This window comes from Streptomyces spinosus (assembly GCF_020400655.1).
In the GTDB taxonomy this organism is placed as follows: Bacteria; Actinomycetota; Actinomycetes; order Streptomycetales; family Streptomycetaceae; genus Streptomyces; species Streptomyces argyrophylli.
Genome location: NZ_JAINRC010000024.1, coordinates 100,157 through 119,907 on the forward strand (window position 1 = coordinate 100,157; position 19,751 = coordinate 119,907).

A 19,751-nucleotide genomic window follows, 5' to 3' on the forward strand; every position below is an offset into this window, starting at 1 on the left:
GGCTCCTTGTCACGCCAGGCCGGCGGCGACGGCCTTCTCGGTGGCCGCGCGGACCGCGGCCTCCTGCCCGGGCAGCAGCGGGACGCGCGGCGGGCGCACCGGGCCGCCGTACCGCCCGACGACGTCCATGGACACTTTGATCGCCTGTACGAACTCCGTCCTGGAGTCCCAGCGCAGCAGCGGGTGCAGCTGCCGGTACAGGGGGAGCGCGGTGGTGAGGTCACCGGCCAGCGCGGACCGGTACAGCTCGGCACAGGCGCGCGGCAGCGCGTTCGGGTAGCCCGCCACCCAGCCCTTGGCGCCCGCCACCGCCAGCTCCAGCAGCACGTCGTCGGCGCCGGCCAGCAGGTCCAGTTCCGGGGCGAGTTCGGCGATGCGGTAGGCGCGGCGGACGTCGCCGGAGAACTCCTTGACGGCGTGGACGAGCCCCTCGCCGTGCAGCCGGGCGAGGAGTTCGGGCACCAGGTCGACCTTGGTGTCGATCGGGTTGTTGTACGCCACCACCGGCAGACCCGCCTTGGCGACCTCCGCGTAGTGGGCGAGGACCGAGCGCTCGTCGGCGCGGTAGGCGTTGGGCGGCAGCAGCATCACCGACGCGCAGCCGGCCTCGGCCGCGCGCTCGGCCCAGCGGCGGGCCTCGGCCGAGCCGTACGCGGCGACGCCCGGCATCACTCGCTCCCCGCCGACCGCCGCCACGGCGGTCTCCACCACCCGGGCGCGCTCCTCGGAAGTGAGGACCTGGTACTCACCGAGCGAGCCGTTCGGCACGACGCCGTCGCAGCCGTTGGCGACCAGCCAGGCGCAGTGCTCGGCGTAGCGGTCGTGGTCGACCGAGAGGTCGGCGCGCAGGGGGAGGGCGGTGGCGACGAGGATGCCGCGCCAGGGGCGGTGGTGCTCGGGGTGGGTCATGGTGATCCCTCATTCAATGGGGTGTGACATATCACTGAGCGGTGTGGACGGTGGGTCCGGAGTGTGGCGGGCTGTCGCCTCACTCCGGCTCCGGCAGGGTGGCCAGGACGCCGAGCGGTACCGGGCGGGCGAACGGCCGGCGTCCGGCGGTGAGCGGGCAGCCGGTCAGGCCGGCCACCGCGGGCGCGCACATCCGCCCCTGGCACCAGCCCATCCCGGCCCGGGTGAGCAGCTTCACCGTGCGCAGGTCCCCGGCGCCGAGCGACTCGACGGACCCGCGCACCTCCCCGGCGGTCACCTCCTCACAGCGGCACACCACCGTCTCGTCCGGGATGCGGTCCGCCCAGCCCGCCGGTGGGGCGTACACCGCGTCCAGGGCCGTGGCGAACGCGGTGAGCCGGGTGCGGGCCCGGGCCGCGGCGGCCCAGCCGTGCGGGTCGGGGGCGGTGCCGTGCAGCCGGGCGGCGGCCGAGCGCCCGGCGATGTGCCCCTCGGCGAGCGCGAGGGCCGCGCCGCCGACGCCGGTGGCCTCCCCGGCGGCCCAGACGCCGGGCACGTCGGTGCGCTGCTCGGCGTCGACCCGTACGGCGGTGCCGGACAGGGCGCAGCCGAGGGTCTCGGCGAGGTCGGTGTGCGGCAGCATGCCGTGCCCCACGGCCAGGGCGTCGCAGGGGATGCGCCGGGCGCTGCCGGGCCGCGGGTGCCCGTCCCGGCCGAGCGCGGCCACCGTCACCGCCTCCAGCCGGTCGGTGCCGTGCGCCGCCACGACGGTGTGCCGGGCCAGGGTGCGCACGCCGTGCCGCAGCAGCCGGGCCGCGTAGCCGGCGCCCTCGGCGAGTTTGCCCGGCTGTGCGGCCAGGGCGGGTGCCCGGTGGAGCAGGGCGCCGGGGCCGGCTGACTCCACCAGCGCGGCGACGCGTGCGCCGGCCGCGGCGAGCCCGGCGGCCACCGGCAGCAGCAGCGGCCCGGTCCCGGCCACCACCACCGTGCGGCCGGGCAGTACGAGGCCGCCCTTGAGCATGGCCTGGGCGCCGCCCGCCGTGACGACCCCGGGCAGTGTCCAGCCGGGGAAGGGCAGCACCCGCTCGTACCCGCCGGTGGCGAGCACCACCGCGTCGGCGCGCACGGTGACACCGTCCTCCTGCGCGGGGCCGAGCAGGGCGTGCACGGCGAACGCGCCGGAAGCGCAGTCCCTTGCCACGCACCAGACATGATGGTCGGTCAGGTGAGTGATCCGGCCGGCCGCGCGGTGCCGGTCCAGGCCGTCGCGCAGCCGCGTCCAGGTGCGCCACCGGTGGTGCAGGGCCTGCGGCCGGTGGGCGCCGAGGGCGGCGGCGGGCTGCCGGTGGAACTGTCCGCCGGCCTGGTCGGCGGCGTCGACCAGGGTCACCTGGACGCCCCGTGCGGCCGCCGCCAGCGCCGCCGCGAGCCCGGCGGGGCCCGCGCCGACGACGGCGAGGCGCGGTCGTTCAGTCATCGGCCCGGCCCGTCCCCTCCTGAGTGCGGATGTCGTCGCCCGGGCGCACCGGGACCAGGCACGCCCGTTGGTTGGGGCGGCCGTTGACGGTGACCAGGCAGTCGAAGCACACCCCGATCCCGCAGAACACCCCGCGGGGCCGCCCGGCGCCCCGTGTGCTGCGCCAGGCCGTCACGCCCGCCGCCCACAACGCCGCCGCGACCGTCTGGCCCGGCAGCGCCTGAAGGGGCCGGCCGTCGAGGCTCACGGTGCAGGGCGGCCCCGGCCGGGCCCGCGTCAACTTCCTGGGATTCACCCGGCGTCGCCTCCCTCGGTGTCGAACCGCTCCGGCCGGAACGGCGTGAGGTCCAGTTCCGGCGCCTTCCCGGTGAGCGCCTGCGCGGTCAACAGCCCGGTGCCGGGGGCGAGTCCGATGCCGGCGCCCTCGTGCCCGCAGGCGTGGAACAGGCCGGGCACCCGCGGATCGGGCCCGATCGCCGGCAGGTGGTCCGGCAGGTACGGCCGGAAGCCCGCGTACGCGCGCAGCGCGCGGACCCGCTCGAGGAACGGGAACAGCCCGATCGCCCCGGCGGCGAGCGCCCGCGTCGCGGTCAGCGACAGCGACCGGTCGAAGCCGACCCGTTCCCGGGTGGCGCCGATCAGGACGGGACCGGCGGCCGTACCCTCCACGACCGGTGAGCTGCGCAGCGCGGCCGAGTCGCTGGCCACGTCGGCCACGTAGTCCGCGGCGTACACCTTGTGCCGGACCATGCGCGGCAGCGGCTCGGTGACCAGCACGAAACCGCGCCGGGGGAGTACCGGCAGCCGGACGCCGGCGAGCGAGGCGAGGCCGCCGCCCCAGGTCCCGGCCGCGTTCACCACCGCCGGCGCGTGGATGTCGCCCCGGTCGGTGCGGACGCCCTGGACCGCCCCCCGCGCGGTGCGCAGCACCCCGGTCACCGTGCGGCCGGTGTGCAGGGCGGCGCCGGAGACACGGACCAGGTGCGCGGCGGCCAGCGCGGGCATCACCTGCGCGTCCTGCGGATAGTGCACCGCGCCCGCCATGCCGGGCGCCAAGTGCGGTTCCAGCTCGGCCAGTCGCCCGGCGTCGACCGGCACGGCGGTGACGCCGGCGGCCCGCTGGTCCGCGGCGAAGTCCCGCAGCGCGGCCAGGGTGCCGGGGGTCGGGGCGACCACGAGGCCGCCCTTGGGTTCGTACTCGATCGCGGCGCCCGGCTCCTGCGCCAGCCCGGCCCACAACCGGGCGGACAGCAGGGCGAGTCCGAGTTCCGGGCCCGGCTCCTTGTCGGAGACGAGCAGGTTGCCCTCGCCGGCCCCGGTGGTGCCGCCGGCCACCGGGCCCCGGTCCACCAGCCGTACGTCGAGTCCGGCGCGCGCGGCGTACAGGGCACAGGCCGCGCCCGTGATGCCGGCCCCGACGACCACGACATCGCAGGTCAGTCGCTTCGCCACGCCAGTACTATGTCACATGTTCCTCTCGCTGAGGAGTACCCGGCACCGACCCCGGTTCCCAGGCGTGGACGCCCCCTTGACGTCGTACGGAGCCCGATCGACACTCCAGGGAGGGAATCCTAGTGAACAGGTAGGGAATCATGGCGCGCGGCGAAACGGGCACGGGCCGGACCGGCCGTACGCCGTTGCGCGCACCCCTGCTCACCTCCCGCCGCCACATCGACCTGCAGCGCGTCTGCAGCGCGATCCGCCGTCACCGCTGAGCCGGGGCGCCCCTCCGCCCCCACCGACCGGTCACGCCCGCGCCGGCGCGCCCCTCCGCACACCCACCACCCGGGGAGACGCATGTCCATCACTCCGCTCGCCGCCGTCCCGTCCACCCGTGGTACCGCGCCCGTCTTCCGGGGCCGGATCGGCCGGGACGCGCGCAGCGGCCACTACGCCGTGCCGCACCGCTACCGGCTCCACCTGTCGACCGCCTGCCCCGACGGGCTGCGCCTCGCCGTCGGCCACAGTCTGCTCGGCCTGGACGGCCGCTGTCCCGTCACCCTCCTGCCCGCCGTCCCGGACTGTCCCGGCGGCGGCCACGCGGCGCTCCGCCCGCTCTACGAGGCGAGCGCCCACCACTACACCGGCCCGGCGCTGGCGCCCGTGCTCAGCGACGACTGGTCCGGACGCATCGTCAGCACCCACACCCCCGACATCCTGCGCGACCTCGACCGGTTCCGGCCGAACGGCGACGCCCGCCTGTACCCCGGCGGCCTGGAGTCCGTGATCGAGGCCGTCGAGCGGATGTGCGCCGAGGGCATCGAGGAGGCCGCCCAGCGCGCCGGACGCGCCGGGGCGGGCCCCGCCGAACGGGCCGCCGCCCTCGACGTGCTGCTGGACACCCTGGGCCGCCTGGAGCGGCGGCTGAGCGGCGAGGAGTACCTGGCCGACGACCGGCTCACCGCCGCCGACATCGAGCTGTGGGTCACCCTCGTGCAGCTCGACACCGTCCACCGCTGCCACCTCGACGCCTGCGCCGTGCAGCGCATCGCCGACCACCGCGCCCTGTGGGCCTACGCCCGCCGCCTGGCCGCCCACCCCGCCTTCGGCCGCCACCTCGACCTGGACGGCATCGCCCGCCGCCACCACGGCCGCTGCCAGGGCCTGGAGGCCGCCGGAGCCGCTGTCCAGATCCTGGACTGGGCAGGCCACGCCGCGGACACCACGGACACTTCCCGCAGGTGAGAGCGGGCCGCCGATGTCCACTTGGCGGACGTCCGTTGACATTCGAACGGGCAACTGCCTTACTTACCGCTCAGAACGGTCATGAGCGTCAGCGCCAAGCCCTGGCTCGCTGACCGGCAACCCTCGCACCGCGGTGGGGTGCCCCAGGTGACGACCGGACCGGACGACGTTTTCGGTAAGCGCGAGGCCCCACGGGGCCGGAACAGTGACAGGTGACGCCATGTACGCAGCTCCAAGGACGGCCGCGAGCCGCCCCCAGGGCTGCGTACCGTCGTACGCCGGTCTCCTCGTCGCCGACCGCGCCGTCGATCTGCTCCGCGTGAACAGCGCACTGTGTACCGCGCCGGGCTCTGCCCGCTGTCAGGGCTGACCTCCGCCTCCCAGCCCCCGCGTTCCCACCGCACACCGTCCCTCCGGTGTGCCGTTGTCCGCCCAGCCCCCGGTTCCGCGCCCGTCCGTGCGCCGCCTCGCGCCGCAGTGCCGTCGTGGCCCACCGCCGCTCCCGCGCGGCCCCGGGGTGACCGACTCCGCCGGAGCCCGCCATGAGTGAACCCCCAGGCGCCGCCGTCTCCCTAGCCGAGGCGCCGGCCATCGCCGACACACCGTCAGAAACCCTGTCAGCACAGCGGGTCCAGCCGCTGCGCCGGCCCGGCCGGTGGATCGTCACCGCCGCCGTCATCGTGCTCGTCGCGCAGATCCTGCACGGACTGGTCACGAACCCCTTCTACCAGTGGGACCGCTTCCGCTACTGGTTCCTGCGCCCCACCGTCCTCGACGGCCTCCTCGTCACCCTCGAAGTCGCCGCGCTCAGCGCCGTCCTGGGGCTCCTCGGCGGCATCCTGCTGGCACTCGCCCGGCTCTCCGGGAGCCCGGTGCTGCGCGCGGCCAGCTGGACCTACACCTGGCTGTTCCGCTCCGTGCCGCTCATCGTCGTGCTGATCTTCCTGTACAACTTCAGTGCCCTGTACAAGACGTTGAGCCTCGGGGTGCCGTTCGGTCCCGCCTTCGTCACCTTCGACGAGTCCCGGCTGGCCACGGACATGACGATCGCCGTCATCGGCCTCAGCCTCAACGAGGCGGCGTACGCGGCGGAGGTGGTCCGCGGCGGCATCCTCTCCGTCGACCAGGGACAGCACGAGGCGGCCGCCGCCCTGGGCCTGCCCAAGGGCTACCAGTTCCGCCGGATCGTCTTCCCGCAGGCCCTCAGGTCCATCACCCCGAACTACGTCAACCAGCTGATCGGCCTCATCAAGAGCACGTCCCTGGTGTTCTACGTGTCGCTGCTCGACCTGTTCGGCGCGGTGCAGTCGATGGGCAGCACCTACCCCGGTGACGTGGTGCCGCTGCTGATGGTCGCCACCGTCTGGTACCTGATCCTCACCAGCGCCGTGTCCGTCGTCCAGTTCTACGTCGAGCGGTACTACGCCCGGGGCGCCACCCGCACCCTGCCGCCGACCCCCTTGCAGAAGGCCCGGGCCGGTCTCGCCGGCCTGCGGGCCCGGCTGAGCCGGGAGGCCGCCGTATGACCACCGCGCAGACCCTGCCGAAGGCCGCCCCCGCCGCGCTCGAAGTGCACGGCGTCCACAAGTGGTACGGCACCCACCGCGTCCTCGACGGCATCGACCTGACCGTCCGCCCCGGCGAGGTCACCGTGATCCTCGGGCCGTCCGGCTCCGGCAAGTCCACGCTGCTCAGGGTCGTCAACCACCTGGAGAAGCCCGAGATCGGCCACGTCAGCGTGGGCGGCGAGCTGATCGGGGTGAAACGGCACGGGGACCGGCTCAAGGAACTCAGCGAGCGCGCCATCCTGGCCCAGCGCGGCCGGATCGGCTTCGTCTTCCAGAACTTCAACCTCTTCCCGCACCTGACCGTCCTGGAGAACGTCGCCGCGGCCCCCGCCGCCACCGGCAGGCTGACCAGGGCGGCGGCCCAGGAGCTCGCCCGGGAACTCCTGGAACGCGTCGGTCTCGGCGACAAGGCCGGTGCCTACCCGCGGCAGTTGTCCGGCGGACAGCAGCAACGCGTCGCCATCGCGCGCGCCCTCGCCCTGCGGCCCGGGATCATCCTCTTCGACGAGCCGACCTCGGCGCTCGACCCCGAACTCGTCGGCGAGGTGCTGGCCGTCATCAAGGACCTGGCGACCAGCGGCACCACCCTCGTCATCGTCACCCACGAGATCGGCTTCGCCCGCGAGGTCGCCGACCGGGTCGTCTTCATCGACGGCGGGCGGATCGTCGAACAGGGCCCGCCCGGCGAGGTGCTGGACCGGCCCCGGCACGCACGGACCCGGGAGTTCCTCGGCAAGGTGCTCTGACCGCGCCGCCACGGCACGGCGCCCGATCCCGCCGTCCGGGCCCTCCCAGACCCACCCCCACCGCACTCCCAGCGCTCACCCTCATCAGCGAGACAAGGACAGCCACGCCATGCCTACCCACCTCTCCCGACGCGCCGTGATCCGCGGCATCACCGCCGCGACCGCCGTCGCCGCCCTCGCCACCGGGCTCGCCGCCTGCGGAGGCGACAGCGAGGCCGTCACCAAGACCGACACCGCCGGCACGGTGACCGTGGGGCGGCTGTCCAACGGAGCCGCCAAGGAGACCGCGCTGAAGGTCTCCGAAGTGAAGTCCATCAGCGCCGAACTGCCCGCCTCCGTGCGCAAGAGCGGCAAGCTCGTCATCGGTGTCGGAGCCCTGCCCTCTGGCTCCGCGCCGCTGAACTTCGTGGGCAGCGACCAGAAGACCCTCACCGGCTCCGAGCCCGACCTCGGCCGCCTGGTGGCCGCGGTCCTCGGCCTGAAGCCCGAGATCAGGAACTCCACCTGGGAGAACCTCTTCGTCGGCGTCGACAGCGGCAAGGTGGACGTGGCCTTCTCCAACGTCACCGTCACCGAGGAACGCAAGCGCAAGTACGAGTTCGCCTCCTACCGCAAGGACAACCTGGCCTTCGAGGTGCTGAAGAAGAGCCCCTGGAACTTCGACGGCGACTACGAGAACCTCGCCGGCAAGACGGTCAGCGTGGGCGCCGGCACCAACCAGGAGAAGATCCTCCTGGAGTGGAAGGCCAAACTGGCCAAGGAGGGCAAGAAGCTCACCGTCAAGTACTTCCCGGACCAGAACGCCATCAACCTGGCGCTGAGCAGCGGGAAGATCGACGCCTACCTCGGTCCCAACCCCGCGGTCGCCTACCGTGCCCGGCAGACCGCGAACACCCCCAACGCCACCCGCAACGCGGGCACCTTCTCCGGCGCCGGCGAGACGCTGCAGGGTCTGATCGCGGCGACCGCGAAGAAGGACAGCGGACTCGCCAAGCCGCTCGCCGACGCCCTCAACCACCTGATCGAGAACGGGCAGTACGGCAAGTGGCTGGCCGCCTACGGCCTGTCCAACGAGTCCGTGGCGAAGGCGGAGGTCAACCCGCCCGGGCTGCCGCTGGACAACTCCTGACAGGTCGTCGACTCATCGACATGGAGACAAGAGAGGGGGTCGCTCCCGTGGCCCGTCCGACCGACGTCCGCGCGGGCGCGACCCCGCTCCCGCCCGCGGACCCCGTCCTGGACAACGCCGTCTGGGCCGCCCTGACCGGCCCGCACGCCCGGCTCGCCGACCGGTACGGCCGCGCGGCCCGCTACCGGCCGGAGACCTACGCCTTCGCGGCGCTCGCCGACCCGGCGGACCCGGCGGCCTGGGCCGACCTGCACACGCTCGTCGGTCCGGGAACCACCGTACGGGTCAAGCCGGTCGAGCGGGTTCCCGACGGCTGGGAGGTGCTCGGCGAAGGCACGGGAGTCCAGCTCGTGGACACCGCGCTGCGGGCCGCACCGGACCCGGAGGCGGTCCGCCTGGGCGCCGACGACGTCCCCGAGATCCTCGATCTGGTGGCCCGCACCCGGCCGGGCCCCTTCCTGAGCCGGACCGTCGAGATGGGCACCTACCTCGGCATCCGGCACCACGGACGGCTCGTCGCCATGGCGGGGGAGAGGCTGCGGACGCCCGGCTGGACCGAGATCAGCGCCGTGTGCACGGATCCCGCGCACCGCGGCCGGGGACTGGCCACCCGGCTGGTGCGCGCGGTGGCGGCCGGCATCCGGGACCGCGGGGACACCCCGTTCCTGCACGCCGCCGCCGACAACACGCCCGCGATCCGGCTCTACGAGTCGATCGGGTTCACCCTGCGCCGCCGCTCCCGCATCGTGCGCGTGCTCAGCCCGGGAACAATCGGCGACCGCCCGGCGTTGGACGTCACGACGAGATCCGCCAGGCGGACGCCGGCCCGGCCCGCCGCGCACGACGGACGGAGGTGACGGCCGTGACCCGAGTGCCCCCGCGGACCCGGCCGCCGCGCGCCCCGCACCCGTACCGGTCCGTCCGTCTGCACTCTCGGCCGCACATAGACCTCCAGCGCGTGTCCGCCGCGCTCTGTCGCCACTGACCTCACCCCGGCTCCGCCCCGGCCCGGGGCACCCCCGCCGCGCCCGCCCGCGGCCGGCGCCGCCGGACGCCGGCCCCGCCGGCCGGCGTCCTCGTACGGACATCAAGGAAGGCACCGACGTGTCCTCAACCCCTGCCGCACCCCTGCACCTCGCCGTCGCCCTGGACGGCACCGGATGGCACCCGGCGTCCTGGCGCGAGCCGGTCGCCCGCCCCCGCGACCTGTTCACCGCCGGCTACTGGACCGACCTGATCACCGAGGCCGAACGCGGCCTGCTCGACTTCGTCACCATCGAGGACGGCCTCGGCCAGCAGTCCTCCCACCCCCTCGCACCCGACGAGCGCACCGACCAGGTCCGCGGCCGGCTCGACGCGGTCCTCATCGCCTCCCGCGTCGCCCCGGTCACCCGGCACATAGGCCTGGTCCCGACCGTGGTGGCCACGCACACCGAGCCGTTCCACATCTCGAAGGCGATCGCCACCCTCGACTACGTCAGCACCGGACGCGCGGGCCTGCGGGTGCGGACCGACTTCCGGCCGGACGAGGCCGCGCACTTCGGCCGCCGCACCATCCCCCGGATCGAGGGCTTCGACAGCCCGGACGCGCGGGAGACGATCACCGACCTGTTCGACGAGGCCGCCGACTACGTGGAAGTGGTCCGCCGGCTCTGGGACAGCTGGGAGGACGACGCCGAGATCCGGGACGTGGCGACCGGCCGCTTCATCGACCGGGACAAGCTGCACTACATCGACTTCGAGGGCCGCTGGTTCAGCGTCAAGGGCCCCTCCATCACGCCCCGCCCGCCTCAGGGCCAGCCGCTGGTCACCGCCCTCGCCCACCAGACCGTCCCGTACCGCCTCGTGGCCCGTCAGGCCGACGTCGGCTACGTCACCCCGCACGACGCGGACCAGGCCCGGGCGATCGTCGCCGAGATCCGCGCCGAGCAGGAGGCTGCGGGACGCGCCGGGCAGACGCTGCACGTCTTCGGCGACCTGGTCGTCTTCCTGGACGACAGCCGGGCCGGGGCCGAGGCCCGCCGCGACCGCCTCGACACCCTCGCGGGCGAGCCGTACACCAGCGACGCCCGGATCTTCACCGGTACGGCCGCCGAACTCGCCGACCTGCTGGAGGAGCTGGCGGCGGGCGGGCTGACCGGGTTCCGCCTGCGGCCCGCGGTCGCCGGCCACGACCTGCCCCGGATCACCCGTGACCTGGTGCCCGAGCTGCGGCGGCGCCACCGCTTCCGGGACGCCTACGAGGCCGGCACCCTGCGCGGCCTCCTCGGTCTCGCCCGCCCCGCCAACCGCTACGCAGCCGCCTGAACGCCGGAGAGGACGACCGTACCGCCATGAGCAAGCCGCTGAAGCAGATCCACCTGGCCGCCCACTTCCCCGGCGTGAACAACACCACCGTCTGGAGCGACCCGGCCGCCGGCAGCCACATCGAGTTCAGCTCCTTCGCGCACTTCGCGCGGACCGCCGAACGCGCCAAGTTCGACTTCCTGTTCCTCGCCGAGGGGCTCCGGCTGCGCGAGCAGGGCGGAAAGATCTACGACCTGGACGTGGTCGGCCGCCCCGACACCTTCACCGTGCTGGCCGCGCTGGCCGCCGTCACCGACCGGCTCGGCCTGACCGGCACCATCAACTCCACGTTCAACGAACCGTACGAGGTGGCCCGCCAGTTCGCGAGCCTCGACCACCTCTCCGGCGGCCGGTCCGCCTGGAACGTGGTCACCTCCTGGGACGCCTTCACCGGCGAGAACTTCCGCCGCGGCGGTTTCCTGCCGCAGGGGGAGCGCTACTCCCGCGCCAAGGAGTTCCTCGCCACCGCGCACGAGCTGTTCGACTCCTGGCGCGGTGACGAGATCATCGCCGACCAGGCCACCGGGACCTTCCTCCGGGACGCCAAGGCCGGTGCCTTCGTGCACCAGGGGCAGCACTTCGACATCCACGGCCGGTTCGACGTCCCGCGCTCCCCGCAGGGCCGCCCGGTGATCTTCCAGGCCGGCGACTCCGACGAGGGCCGCGAGTTCGCGGCGTCCGACGCGGACGCGATCTTCAGCCGCTACTCCACGCTGAAGGAGGGCCAGGCCTTCTACACCGATGTGAAGTCCCGCCTCGCCAAGTACGGCCGCCGCCCCGACCAGCTCCTCATCCTGCCCGCCGCGACCTTCGTCCTCGGCGACACCGACCAGGAGGCCGCCGAACTCGCCCGCGAGGTGCGCCGGCAGCAGGTCAGCGGCGCCACCGCCATCAAGCACCTGGAGTTCGTCTGGAACCGGGACCTGTCGGCGTACGACCCGGAGGGCCCGCTGCCCGAGGTGGACCCGGTGGTGAGCGAGGACCACATCTCCCGGGGCCGCGCCCAGGTGCGCATGTACCGGGACCCGGTCGCCATCGCCCGCGAGTGGCGGCAGCTGGCCGAGGCCAACAAGTGGTCCATCCGCGACCTGGTGATCAACACCGGCAACCGGCAGACCTTCGTCGGCTCACCGGCCACGGTCGCCCGGACCATCAACGACTTCGTGCAGGCCGACGCCTCCGACGGCTTCATCCTCGTCCCGCACATCACCCCCGGCGGGCTCGACCCGTTCGCCGACAAGGTGGTCCCGCTGCTCCAGGAACAGGGCGTCTTCCGCGCCGACTACGAGGGCACGACCCTGCGCGACCACCTGGGTCTGGCCCACCCCGACGCCGGGGCCGGCAGCCGCGGCAGCGCCTCGAAGGAGCGGGCCGCGTCGTGAGGTTCCTCGCCATCACCCTGATCGTGCACCGGCCGGACCCCGTCACCGGCGTCCTGGTGCCGACGCACGAGCGGTTCCGCGAGGTGCGCGACAACGCGGTGCTGGCGGAGGAGCTGGGCTTCGACGGATTCGGCGTGGGGGAGCGGCACGAACGGCCGTTCCTCTCCTCCGCGCCGACCGTCGTGCTCGGCCACGTCGCCGCGCTCACCCGCCGCATCCGGCTCTTCACCGCCGTCACCACCCTCAGCCTGCTCGATCCGGTCCGGGCGTACGAGGACTACGCCACCCTGGACCACCTCTCCGACGGGCGCCTCGACCTGATCATCGGCAAGGGCAACGGCACCGCGCAGCGCGAGCTGTTCCACGTCACCCCCGAGGACCAGTGGGAGCGCAACGCCGAGAGCTACGAGGTGTTCCGGCGGCTGTGGCGGCAGGACCGGGTGAGCGCCGACACCCGCTTCCGGCCACCGCTGAAGGACGCCGAGACCTGGCCGCGGCCGTACCAGCGGCCGGTCCGCGTCTGGCACGGCAGCGCCACCAGCGAGGAGTCCGTGGACCTCGCCGCCCGCTACGGCGACCCGCTGTTCTCGGCGAACGTCACCCATCCGGTCGAGCCGTACGCCGCACTGGTACGGCACTACCGGGAACGCTGGGAGCACTACGGTCACGACCCGGCGGCGATCGCGGTGGGCGCGGGCTCGGCCGGGCTGTACGTCGCCCGGACCTCGCAGGAGGCGCTGGCGGCGTACCGCCCGGTCTTCGAGAGCAACCTGGCCTTCCAGCGGTCGGCGGGCCTGCCCGTGGTCTTCGAGACCCTGGAGGACTTCGTGGCGCGCAGCTCCGCGCTGATCGGCAGCCCCGAGCAGGTCGTCGACAAGGTGCACCGCTACCACGAACGGCTGGGGCACACCGTGCTGCACGTGACCGCGGACGCCGGCGGTCTGCCCCCCGCCCGGCACCGCGCCTCGCTGGAACTGTTCCAGTCGGCCGTCGCGCCGGTCCTGCGCCGGGACATCCCGGACCCGCCGTTCGCCTGGGCGCCGGTCCTGCCCCGGCAGACGCCCGAGCCCGTGCCCGCCGACCGCTGAGCGACCGGCCGCGCTCCGGCGTCCGTGGCAGCCGGCTCCCGGACGCGGCCGGCACGTTCCCGTGGCCGTGCTCACGGCTTCCCGTCGAGCCGGTGCGCCAGGGGGCCCGCGGACCCGCCGCGGCGCTCGCCCGGGCGCGACGGGCGTCGTCGCCGCGCCGGAGGCGGAACACCTCGCCCACGAGGCCGGTCCGCTCGTCACCGTCGGTGAAGCCGCGCTCGCGGACCTGCCGGACGGCCGATCCCGCGCAGCCGCAGCCCGGCCGGCGGCACGAACCCGGCGGCGGGGCGCGGGCTTTCACCGACGACGTGCCTGGGGAGCCGGTCCCGGTGCCATCGCCGCGAGCAGCGAGGCAAGCGCCTCCTCGGGTGTCCGTCCCGCGGTGTCGACGACGACGTGGTCGCGGTCCCACGGCTCGTACTCCCGGCCGGTCACCTCCGGCCACCCGGGGAGCGGCATCCCGGGGACGTCCCCCGTCCGCGTGCGCACGCGACGACGGTGCTCCGCCCGGTCCGAGCAGAGCACCTCCGCCTCCACCACCGGCACCCCCGCCCGGACGGCGGTGTCGCGCCAGGCGTCACGGGTGACGGCCAGTGGGTTCACCGAATCCGCGATCACGGTCAGGCCCAGCCGCAACTGTTCCTCGGCCAGGGCGTAGCCGACGACGTAGCCGGCCGGCCCCACCGGACGGGCGGCCACGCCGGCGCGCACCAGGGCCTGCTCGATCGTGTCGATCCGCAGGTGCACCGCGCCCGTGCGGGCCGCGAGCAACCGCGCGAGTGTCGTCTTGCCGGTGGCGGGGAGGCCCCCGAGAGCGATCAGCATGCCGTCATCGTGCCCTGGGGGAGTGCGGGCGGCCGGGACGCGGGCGGATGTTCACGCGAGCGCAATGGCGGCGGTCGGCCCGGGGCGGGAGCCGCCTGCCCGCCGTGGCGTCGTCCCGAGGTCCGCACGGCGTGCCGAGGAGACGGGCCGGACCACTGCCACGAGCCGCCTGGGCACCGGCGTGGGCGTGGACGTCACCTCCCCCGTAGGTGACGTCCACGCCCGCTCCCCCGGTGCCGGACAGTGGCTCTGTGCCGTCCGTGTGCCGTCACCAGCACATGACCGCCGTCTCCCCCGACCCCCACGTGGAGTACAGACGGACCCGGACGGCATAGCGGCGGCCCCTGACGAGCCGCACCCGGACGGCGGCGTTGTCCGGCGTGCCGCCGTCGTCGTGGCCCGCGAGGAAGCGCGGTTCCCCGTCGCGCTCCTCGAAGACCACCAGCACGGTGTCGGCGTCGCCGAACGCGCCCACGGTGTACTCGCGGGTCTCCGGCGGCTCGACGGTGAAGTCGGCCTGCTCGCCCGGCCCCAGCCCGAGCGGCACGGACCGGAACGGCACCAGTGCGGCCGGACCGCCGGGAGCGGCGGGCGGGTACCAGCGCAGCACGAACTCCTTGTCGGCCGGCGACGGAGCGCCGAACGGCCGCAGCCCCCCGCGGTACTGCTCCGGCTCCAGCACCAGCCCCGGCCCCAGCGGCAGCGTCATCACCGACTGCGGGTCCCACACCGAGCCGCCCGCCTCACCGGCGTCCAGCTGCCGCAGCACGTTCGTGTACGTCGTCTCCCGGCTCCAGAAGTTCGGCGGGCCCGCCAGTTCGGCGTACACGGCCTCGTCGTCCCAGTGCAGCCCGGCGAACGGACTCTGGTGCTCGTGCACCATGCCGAGCGCGTGCCCGATCTGGTGCAAGACGGCCCCGCGCTCCCCGGGCGCGGTCACGTCCCAGCCGAGGTTCATGGTGCGCTCGCCCCGGCCCACCGACAGCGCCTCCCTGCCGACCGCCGACCAGGACCCGGCACCGCTCTGGAACCCGATCCGCAGCTCCGCCTCGTGCCGGTCGCCGACCTCGGCGAACGTGACGCCGATGCCGAGGTCCTGCCACTCGGCGAAGCACCCGCGGACCACGTCCCGCTGCTCCTCGCCGCCCGCCCACGGCACCCGGCGCAGCTCCCCGGTCCCGGGGACCGGGACGACCGAGGCGTCGGTGCGGGCGTGAAGGAAGCAGTAGTGCAGGACGGTGCCGTTGACCCACATCCGCCGCCCGGCGAGCAGCGCGCCCAGCCGCTCGGCGGTCAGCCCCGGTGCGAACGACGGGGCCGGCTGCCGCGGAAGCGAGCAGAGGCGTCGGGTCATGCGGCCAGCGTGCCCGCCGCCCCGGCCGTTCGCCTGAGTCGTGGGCTACTCAAGTCGCCCTGTATCAAACCTGAGTACGCGCGCTCAGCATGGTGTGAGGACTTACGAACAGGACGCGAACACCCTTGAGCTGCCCTGGCCGTTCACCGGCCGGGCCGACGAACTGGAGCTGGTGCGCGGCGCGCTGACCGCCGGCCGGCCCGGCATCGTGGTGACCGGCCCGGCAGGCCGCGGCAAGACCCGGCTGATCACGGAGGCGGTCCGGGGCACGGACCACGCCCGCGTGACCGGCACGCCCGAGGCCCGGGACCTGCCCCTCGCGGCGTTCGCGCACCTGCTCCCCGACACCGTCTCGCTGCACCGCGCGGTCCGCGCGCTGTCCGGCGTACGGCTCCTGGTCGTGGACGACGCCCAGTTGCTGGACGAGACCTCCGCCGCCCTGGTCCACCAGCTCGCCGTGCAGGGCCGCACCCGCCTGGTCGTGGCCGCGGCGGACGGGCCACCCGCGCCCGGCGCGGTGTCCCGGCTGTGGACCGGGGAACTGCTGCCCCGGCTGGCCCTCGACCCGCTGGCCCCCGAGGACACCGCCCAGCTGCTCGCCGGCGCCGGCCTGGAACCGCTCACCGTGCGCCGCCTGCACCAGGCGTGCCGGGGCGATCTGCGGCTCCTGCGCGACCTGGTCACCGCGCTCACCGGTTCCGGCCGGCTGACTCCCGTCCCGGGCACCGGCGAACGGGCCTGGCGCGGACCGCTGCCGGTGACCCCGGCCGTCCGCGAGCGCCTGGCCCCCGCCCTCGAGCGGTCCGGTCCCGGCGGACGCGACGCGCTGGAACGCCTCGCGTTCGCCGAGCCCCTGCCGCTGTCCGCGGACGAGCTGGACCTGGACGTCCTCGAACGCCTGGAGGCGGACGGCCTGATCGACGTCGACGACCAGGGCGCCGTCACCCTCGCCCACCCCCTGCACGGCGCCGTGCTGCGTGCCACGGCCGGCCGGCTGCGGGCCCGCCGGCTGGCCCGCGCGCCCTTCGCGCACGGCCCCGCGCTGGAGGCCGAGCAGCGCGCCCTCGTCCGGCGGATGGACCGGCTCGACGTCCGGCCGGTGCCGACGCCGGTGGGGGAGTGGCTGGTCGCGGAGGGCGGCCCGCTGCCGGCCGGGTACGCCGGGGTCCGCGCCCGGTTCGCGCGGCTGCGGGGCGAACTGCGGGAGGCGGCGGCGTGGGCGCGGGAGGGCCTTCGGCAGAGTCCGTCGCACGAGGGGTGCCGCAGGGAGCTCGCGCTGGCCGAAGGGGCGCCGGGTGAGGTGACCGACCCGGACGGCGTCCACGCGCTCTACGACGCCGTACGCCTCGGTGAGCCCGGGCGGGCGGCCGGGCGGCTGCCGGCCGGCAGCGTGTTCGCCCGGCACGCGGACGCGCTGGCGCGCGGCGACGGGCCCGCTCTCGACCGTGCGGCGCGGGCGCTGGCCGAGCGGGGCTTCCTGCTGTACGCGGCGGAGGCGCACGCGCAGGCGGCACGGGCCCACCGCGACCCCCGGGCCGCCCGCCTGTCCCGCACCCGGGCCGTCGCGCTGGCCCGCCGCTGCCAGGGGGCGCGCACACCCGCGCTGGCCGGGCTGGTCCTCGGTGAACTCACCGCCCGGCAGCGGCAGATCGTCACGCTGGCCGCGGCCGGGCTGAGCAACCGGGAGATCGCCGAGCGGCTGACCCTGTCCGTGCGGACGGTCGGCAACCACCTCTACAGCGCGTACACACGGCTCGGCACGGGGGACCGGGGGGCGCTGCCCTGGCTGGTGGACGTGCCGGACAGGGAGACGGCCTGAGGTCCTGCCGCCGGGCCGGCTACGAGGGGCGGTGCCGTCGAGCCCGGCCGAGCCGGGTCCGGTGCGGGCCGCGCCTCACGGCTTGAGGACGACCTTCTCGCAGTGGTCCTTCTTGTTCTTGAACAGGTCGTAGCCGGTCGGTGCCTCGGTCAGGGGCAGCCGGTGGGTGATGATCCGGGTGGGATCGATCTTGCCCTGCTCGATCATGCCCAGCAGCCGCTTCATGTACCTGTGCACGTGGCACTGCCCGGTGCGCAGGGTCAGCGACCTGTTCATCCAGGCACCCGCCGGGAACTTGTCGATCAGTCCGCCGTAGACGCCGATGACCGACACCACGCCGCCGCTGCGGCAGGACAGGATGGCCTGGCGCAGGGCGTGCGGCCGGTCGGTCTCGGAGCGGACCGCCTGCTTGGCGCGGTCGTAGAGCTGGACGTGGGAGGCGCCGTGGGTGGCCTCCAGGCCGACCGCGTCGATGCACTTGTCGGGGCCCCGGCCGCCGGTGAGTTCGAGCAGGGCGGACCGTACGTCGGTCTCCTCGAAGTTGATGGTGGTGTAGCCCTGGCCGGCGGCCATGTCGAGCCGGTAGGTCTCCTTGTCGATCGCGATGACCTTCTCCGCGCCGAGGACCCGGGCACTGTCCATGGCGAACTGGCCGACCGGACCGGCGCCCCAGACGGCGACGACGTCACCGTCCTGGATGTCGCACATGTCGGCGCCCATGAACCCGGTCGGCAGGATGTCGGACAGGAACAGCACCTGCTCGTCCGTGAGGTCCGACTCGATCTTGAGGGCGTTGGCGTCGGCGAGCACCACGCGGGCGTACTCGGCCTGGCCGCCGGCGAAGCCGCCGGTGAGGTGGGAGTAGCCGTAGATGCCGGCGGTAGGGTGGCCGAACAACTTCTCCGAGATGCCGGCGTTGGGGTTGGTGTTCTCGCAGCAGGAGTACAGCTCCGCGCGGCAGGCCGCGCAGGCGCCGCAGGCGATGGGGAACGGAACGACGACCCGGTCCCCGACGCGCAGTGCGCCGTCGGTGATGCCGGAGCCGACCTCGACGACCTCCCCCATGAACTCGTGGCCCATGATGTCGCCCTTTTGCATGGTGGGGACGTAGCCGTCGAGCAGGTGGAGGTCGGAGCCGCAGATCGCCGTCGAGGTGATCTTCACGATGGCGTCGCGGCTGTTCAGGATCGAGGGGTCGGGAACGTCCTGCACCTCTACCGAGTTGCGTCCCGTCCAGCAGTTGGCCTTCATGCCAGGGCCTCCTTCAGTTCGTCCTCGGTCAGCGGCCGGGCCGGGTGCTGCGGGAACTCGCCGCGGGCCCGCTTGCCGCCGGGTGCGCCCTCGGAGCGGACGACCTCGCCGGTCTCCGCGATCTGCTTGAAGCGGCGCAGGTCGTCGTCCAGCTGCTGGTGCGGTTCCTCGCCGAAGTAGCGCGCCGCGGCCTTGCCCAGCGCCCCGCCGGGCAGGTCGTAGCGCAGGGTCACCCGGATCTCCGTGCCCCGGTCGCCGGGGGCGGGCTCGAAGCGGACCTCGCCGGAGTTGTCGATGTCGGCGCCGTCCACCGACTGCCAGGCGATCAGCCGGCCGGCGACCTCCTGCGTGGTCTCGGCGTCCCATTCGACCGTCTTGCCGAACGGCGCGGTGGCCCGCCAGTGACTGGTGCGCGGGCCGGTGACGCGTACTTCGTCCAGGTGCGCCATGAAGTCCGGCAGCCGCTCCAGATCCCTCCAGAGGGCGTAGACCTCGTCCGGGGGCCGCAGGACGGTGGTGGTCGCGGTCAGTTCCATGGGGGTGCTCCTGTGGGTGCGGGTCACGGCCGCGTAGACGTCCGTGACCGTGAGGGCGGTGACCGCGGCGGTCGCGGCGACGGTGCGGCCCAGGCCACGGCCGTCGTGGTTCTTCAGGGCCCGGGTCAGCATGGTCAGGTCCATGAGGTCGCCGCCGACGCGCCCCCAGAGCCAGGCGGGCTGCGGCCGTCCCAGCAGCCCGGTCGCCGCCGCCAGCTCGCGCACCCCGACGGCGGTCGTGGCCGAGCGGTGCCTGGCGGCGTCGCCGACGCCCAGGGCGCGGGCGAAGCCCGCCGGGGCGACGACCTGGGGCACGCCCATGAGCGCGCTGGCCCAGCCGAGGCCGCGGACGAGCGGGTCGTGCCGGAGGCGGGAGGTGGATCGGGTGTCTGTCTTCATGAGTGCTCCCCACGTGCGGTGAGGTGAACGGAGGGCGGGCCACTTGAGTGAGAAGGTGACGGGCGCGTAGCGGACAACACCGGGGTTTCCGCGTGGCCCGCATCCAATCCTCGACGCGCGTCACCGGACCGGAAGCGCGCGCGACGGCCCGTCCGGCCCCGGCCGAAGCCGGGGCCGGACGGGATCGTCGACCGGACCGGTCCTGGGGTGCGGGCGGCCGGCGGCCCTGGGCCCGCT

At 74.5% G+C, this 19,751-nt stretch carries 19 protein-coding genes and 1 riboswitch; of the genes, 11 read left to right on the forward strand and 8 right to left on the reverse strand.

Annotated features, from left to right (window positions below; translation table 11 throughout):
- Window positions 1–9: 9 nt before the first annotated feature.
- From LG395_RS35715 to LG395_RS35730, 4 genes are all read right to left on the reverse strand, one after another.
- The gene (locus LG395_RS35715) at window positions 10–909 is read right to left on the reverse strand and encodes a dihydrodipicolinate synthase family protein (protein WP_171150707.1); all 900 of its coding nucleotides are present in this window, start codon (window positions 907–909) and stop codon (window positions 10–12) included.
- 79 nt (window positions 910–988) lie between these two features.
- Window positions 989–2,386 carry an FAD-dependent oxidoreductase gene (locus tag LG395_RS35720; protein WP_225813023.1) on the reverse strand — a complete coding sequence of 466 codons (1,398 nt, stop codon included), beginning with the start codon at window positions 2,384–2,386 and terminating at the stop codon, window positions 989–991.
- On the reverse strand, window positions 2,379–2,681 hold the full coding sequence (locus LG395_RS35725) for a (2Fe-2S)-binding protein (protein WP_225813025.1): 303 nt from the start codon (window positions 2,679–2,681) through the stop codon (window positions 2,379–2,381). Before LG395_RS35725 ends, LG395_RS35720 begins: the two co-directional genes overlap by 8 nt.
- Window positions 2,678–3,838: an NAD(P)/FAD-dependent oxidoreductase gene (locus LG395_RS35730; protein WP_225813035.1), complete on the reverse strand. Its 1,161-nt coding sequence runs from the start codon at window positions 3,836–3,838 to the stop codon at window positions 2,678–2,680. The genes LG395_RS35725 and LG395_RS35730 overlap by 4 nt, the downstream gene beginning before the upstream one ends.
- A 140-nt stretch (window positions 3,839–3,978) precedes the next feature.
- Between LG395_RS35730 and LG395_RS41330 the strand changes: the two genes are divergently transcribed.
- From LG395_RS41330 to LG395_RS35770, 10 genes are all read left to right on the forward strand, one after another.
- Window positions 3,979–4,101 (forward strand): putative leader peptide, encoded by a 123-nt coding sequence (locus tag LG395_RS41330; protein ID WP_263983426.1) that lies wholly within the window; start codon window positions 3,979–3,981, stop codon window positions 4,099–4,101.
- Between the two features lie 82 nt (window positions 4,102–4,183).
- Complete coding sequence (locus LG395_RS35735; protein ID WP_225813038.1) at window positions 4,184–5,071, forward strand: glutathione S-transferase C-terminal domain-containing protein; 888 nt, start codon at window positions 4,184–4,186, stop codon at window positions 5,069–5,071.
- 77 nt (window positions 5,072–5,148) lie between these two features.
- A riboswitch (SAM riboswitch) is annotated at window positions 5,149–5,259 on the forward strand.
- Between the two features lie 354 nt (window positions 5,260–5,613).
- Window positions 5,614–6,597 (forward strand): amino acid ABC transporter permease, encoded by a 984-nt coding sequence (locus LG395_RS35740; RefSeq protein ID WP_171150702.1) that lies wholly within the window; start codon window positions 5,614–5,616, stop codon window positions 6,595–6,597.
- On the forward strand, window positions 6,594–7,385 hold the full coding sequence (locus tag LG395_RS35745) for an amino acid ABC transporter ATP-binding protein (protein ID WP_171150701.1): 792 nt from the start codon (window positions 6,594–6,596) through the stop codon (window positions 7,383–7,385). The genes LG395_RS35740 and LG395_RS35745 overlap by 4 nt, the downstream gene beginning before the upstream one ends.
- Before the next feature lie 109 nt (window positions 7,386–7,494).
- Window positions 7,495–8,514, forward strand: a complete 1,020-nt coding sequence (locus tag LG395_RS35750; protein WP_171150700.1) for an ABC transporter substrate-binding protein — start codon at window positions 7,495–7,497, stop codon at window positions 8,512–8,514.
- Between the two features lie 20 nt (window positions 8,515–8,534).
- Window positions 8,535–9,371 carry a GNAT family N-acetyltransferase gene (locus tag LG395_RS35755; RefSeq protein WP_263983427.1) on the forward strand — a complete coding sequence of 279 codons (837 nt, stop codon included), beginning with the start codon at window positions 8,535–8,537 and terminating at the stop codon, window positions 9,369–9,371.
- A gap of 14 nt (window positions 9,372–9,385) precedes the next feature.
- Window positions 9,386–9,499, forward strand: a complete 114-nt coding sequence (locus LG395_RS41820) for a putative leader peptide (protein ID WP_372463511.1) — start codon at window positions 9,386–9,388, stop codon at window positions 9,497–9,499.
- A gap of 119 nt (window positions 9,500–9,618) precedes the next feature.
- Window positions 9,619–10,821 (forward strand): LLM class flavin-dependent oxidoreductase, encoded by a 1,203-nt coding sequence (locus tag LG395_RS35760; protein WP_171150698.1) that lies wholly within the window; start codon window positions 9,619–9,621, stop codon window positions 10,819–10,821.
- 26 nt (window positions 10,822–10,847) lie between these two features.
- Window positions 10,848–12,242 carry an NtaA/DmoA family FMN-dependent monooxygenase gene (locus LG395_RS35765; RefSeq protein ID WP_225813040.1) on the forward strand — a complete coding sequence of 465 codons (1,395 nt, stop codon included), beginning with the start codon at window positions 10,848–10,850 and terminating at the stop codon, window positions 12,240–12,242.
- On the forward strand, window positions 12,239–13,330 hold the full coding sequence (locus LG395_RS35770; protein ID WP_225813051.1) for an LLM class flavin-dependent oxidoreductase: 1,092 nt from the start codon (window positions 12,239–12,241) through the stop codon (window positions 13,328–13,330). Before LG395_RS35765 ends, LG395_RS35770 begins: the two co-directional genes overlap by 4 nt.
- Window positions 13,331–13,627: 297 nt before the next feature.
- Here LG395_RS35770 and LG395_RS35775 read toward each other — a convergent pair whose 3' ends face one another.
- Both LG395_RS35775 and absR1 read right to left on the reverse strand, forming a co-directional pair.
- Window positions 13,628–14,155, reverse strand: coding sequence for a P-loop nucleotide/nucleoside kinase family protein (locus LG395_RS35775; RefSeq protein WP_225813062.1), 528 nt, complete (start codon window positions 14,153–14,155; stop codon window positions 13,628–13,630).
- 268 nt (window positions 14,156–14,423) lie between these two features.
- Entirely contained in the window at window positions 14,424–15,509 is a 1,086-nt protein-coding gene (gene absR1 / locus LG395_RS35780; RefSeq protein ID WP_171150694.1) for a beta-glucuronidase AbsR1, read from the reverse strand.
- Between the two features lie 94 nt (window positions 15,510–15,603).
- On the opposite strand from absR1, the gene LG395_RS35785 reads away from it, so the two are divergent.
- Entirely contained in the window at window positions 15,604–17,328 is a 1,725-nt protein-coding gene (locus LG395_RS35785; RefSeq protein ID WP_225813064.1) for a LuxR family transcriptional regulator AbsR2, read from the forward strand.
- A 75-nt stretch (window positions 17,329–17,403) separates the two neighbouring features.
- Here the strand turns inward: LG395_RS35785 and LG395_RS35790 are convergent, their stop codons facing one another.
- Both LG395_RS35790 and LG395_RS35795 read right to left on the reverse strand, forming a co-directional pair.
- Entirely contained in the window at window positions 17,404–18,579 is a 1,176-nt protein-coding gene (locus LG395_RS35790; RefSeq protein ID WP_171150692.1) for a zinc-dependent alcohol dehydrogenase, read from the reverse strand.
- The gene (locus tag LG395_RS35795) at window positions 18,576–19,514 is read right to left on the reverse strand and encodes an SRPBCC family protein (protein WP_171150691.1); all 939 of its coding nucleotides are present in this window, start codon (window positions 19,512–19,514) and stop codon (window positions 18,576–18,578) included. The genes LG395_RS35790 and LG395_RS35795 overlap by 4 nt, the downstream gene beginning before the upstream one ends.
- Between the last annotated feature and the right edge of the window lie 237 nt (window positions 19,515–19,751).

Bases quoted from the DNA above. Each gene is read 5' to 3' on its own strand.
- LG395_RS35715 (WP_171150707.1), bottom strand. From the start codon at position 909: ATGACCCACCCCGAGCACCACCGCCCCTGGCGCGGCATCCTCGTCGCC.
- LG395_RS35720 (WP_225813023.1), bottom strand. From the start codon at position 2,386: ATGACTGAACGACCGCGCCTCGCCGTCGTCGGCGCGGGCCCCGCCGGG.
- LG395_RS41330 (WP_263983426.1), top strand. From the start codon at position 3,979: ATGGCGCGCGGCGAAACGGGCACGGGCCGGACCGGCCGTACGCCGTTG.
- LG395_RS35735 (WP_225813038.1), top strand. From the start codon at position 4,184: ATGTCCATCACTCCGCTCGCCGCCGTCCCGTCCACCCGTGGTACCGCG.
- LG395_RS35740 (WP_171150702.1), top strand. From the start codon at position 5,614: ATGAGTGAACCCCCAGGCGCCGCCGTCTCCCTAGCCGAGGCGCCGGCC.
- LG395_RS35745 (WP_171150701.1), top strand. From the start codon at position 6,594: ATGACCACCGCGCAGACCCTGCCGAAGGCCGCCCCCGCCGCGCTCGAA.
- LG395_RS35750 (WP_171150700.1), top strand. From the start codon at position 7,495: ATGCCTACCCACCTCTCCCGACGCGCCGTGATCCGCGGCATCACCGCC.
- LG395_RS35755 (WP_263983427.1), top strand. From the start codon at position 8,535: ATGGAGACAAGAGAGGGGGTCGCTCCCGTGGCCCGTCCGACCGACGTC.
- LG395_RS35765 (WP_225813040.1), top strand. From the start codon at position 10,848: ATGAGCAAGCCGCTGAAGCAGATCCACCTGGCCGCCCACTTCCCCGGC.
- LG395_RS35775 (WP_225813062.1), bottom strand. From the start codon at position 14,155: ATGCTGATCGCTCTCGGGGGCCTCCCCGCCACCGGCAAGACGACACTC.
- absR1 (WP_171150694.1), bottom strand. From the start codon at position 15,509: ATGACCCGACGCCTCTGCTCGCTTCCGCGGCAGCCGGCCCCGTCGTTC.
- LG395_RS35790 (WP_171150692.1), bottom strand. From the start codon at position 18,579: ATGAAGGCCAACTGCTGGACGGGACGCAACTCGGTAGAGGTGCAGGAC.
- LG395_RS35795 (WP_171150691.1), bottom strand. From the start codon at position 19,514: ATGAAGACAGACACCCGATCCACCTCCCGCCTCCGGCACGACCCGCTC.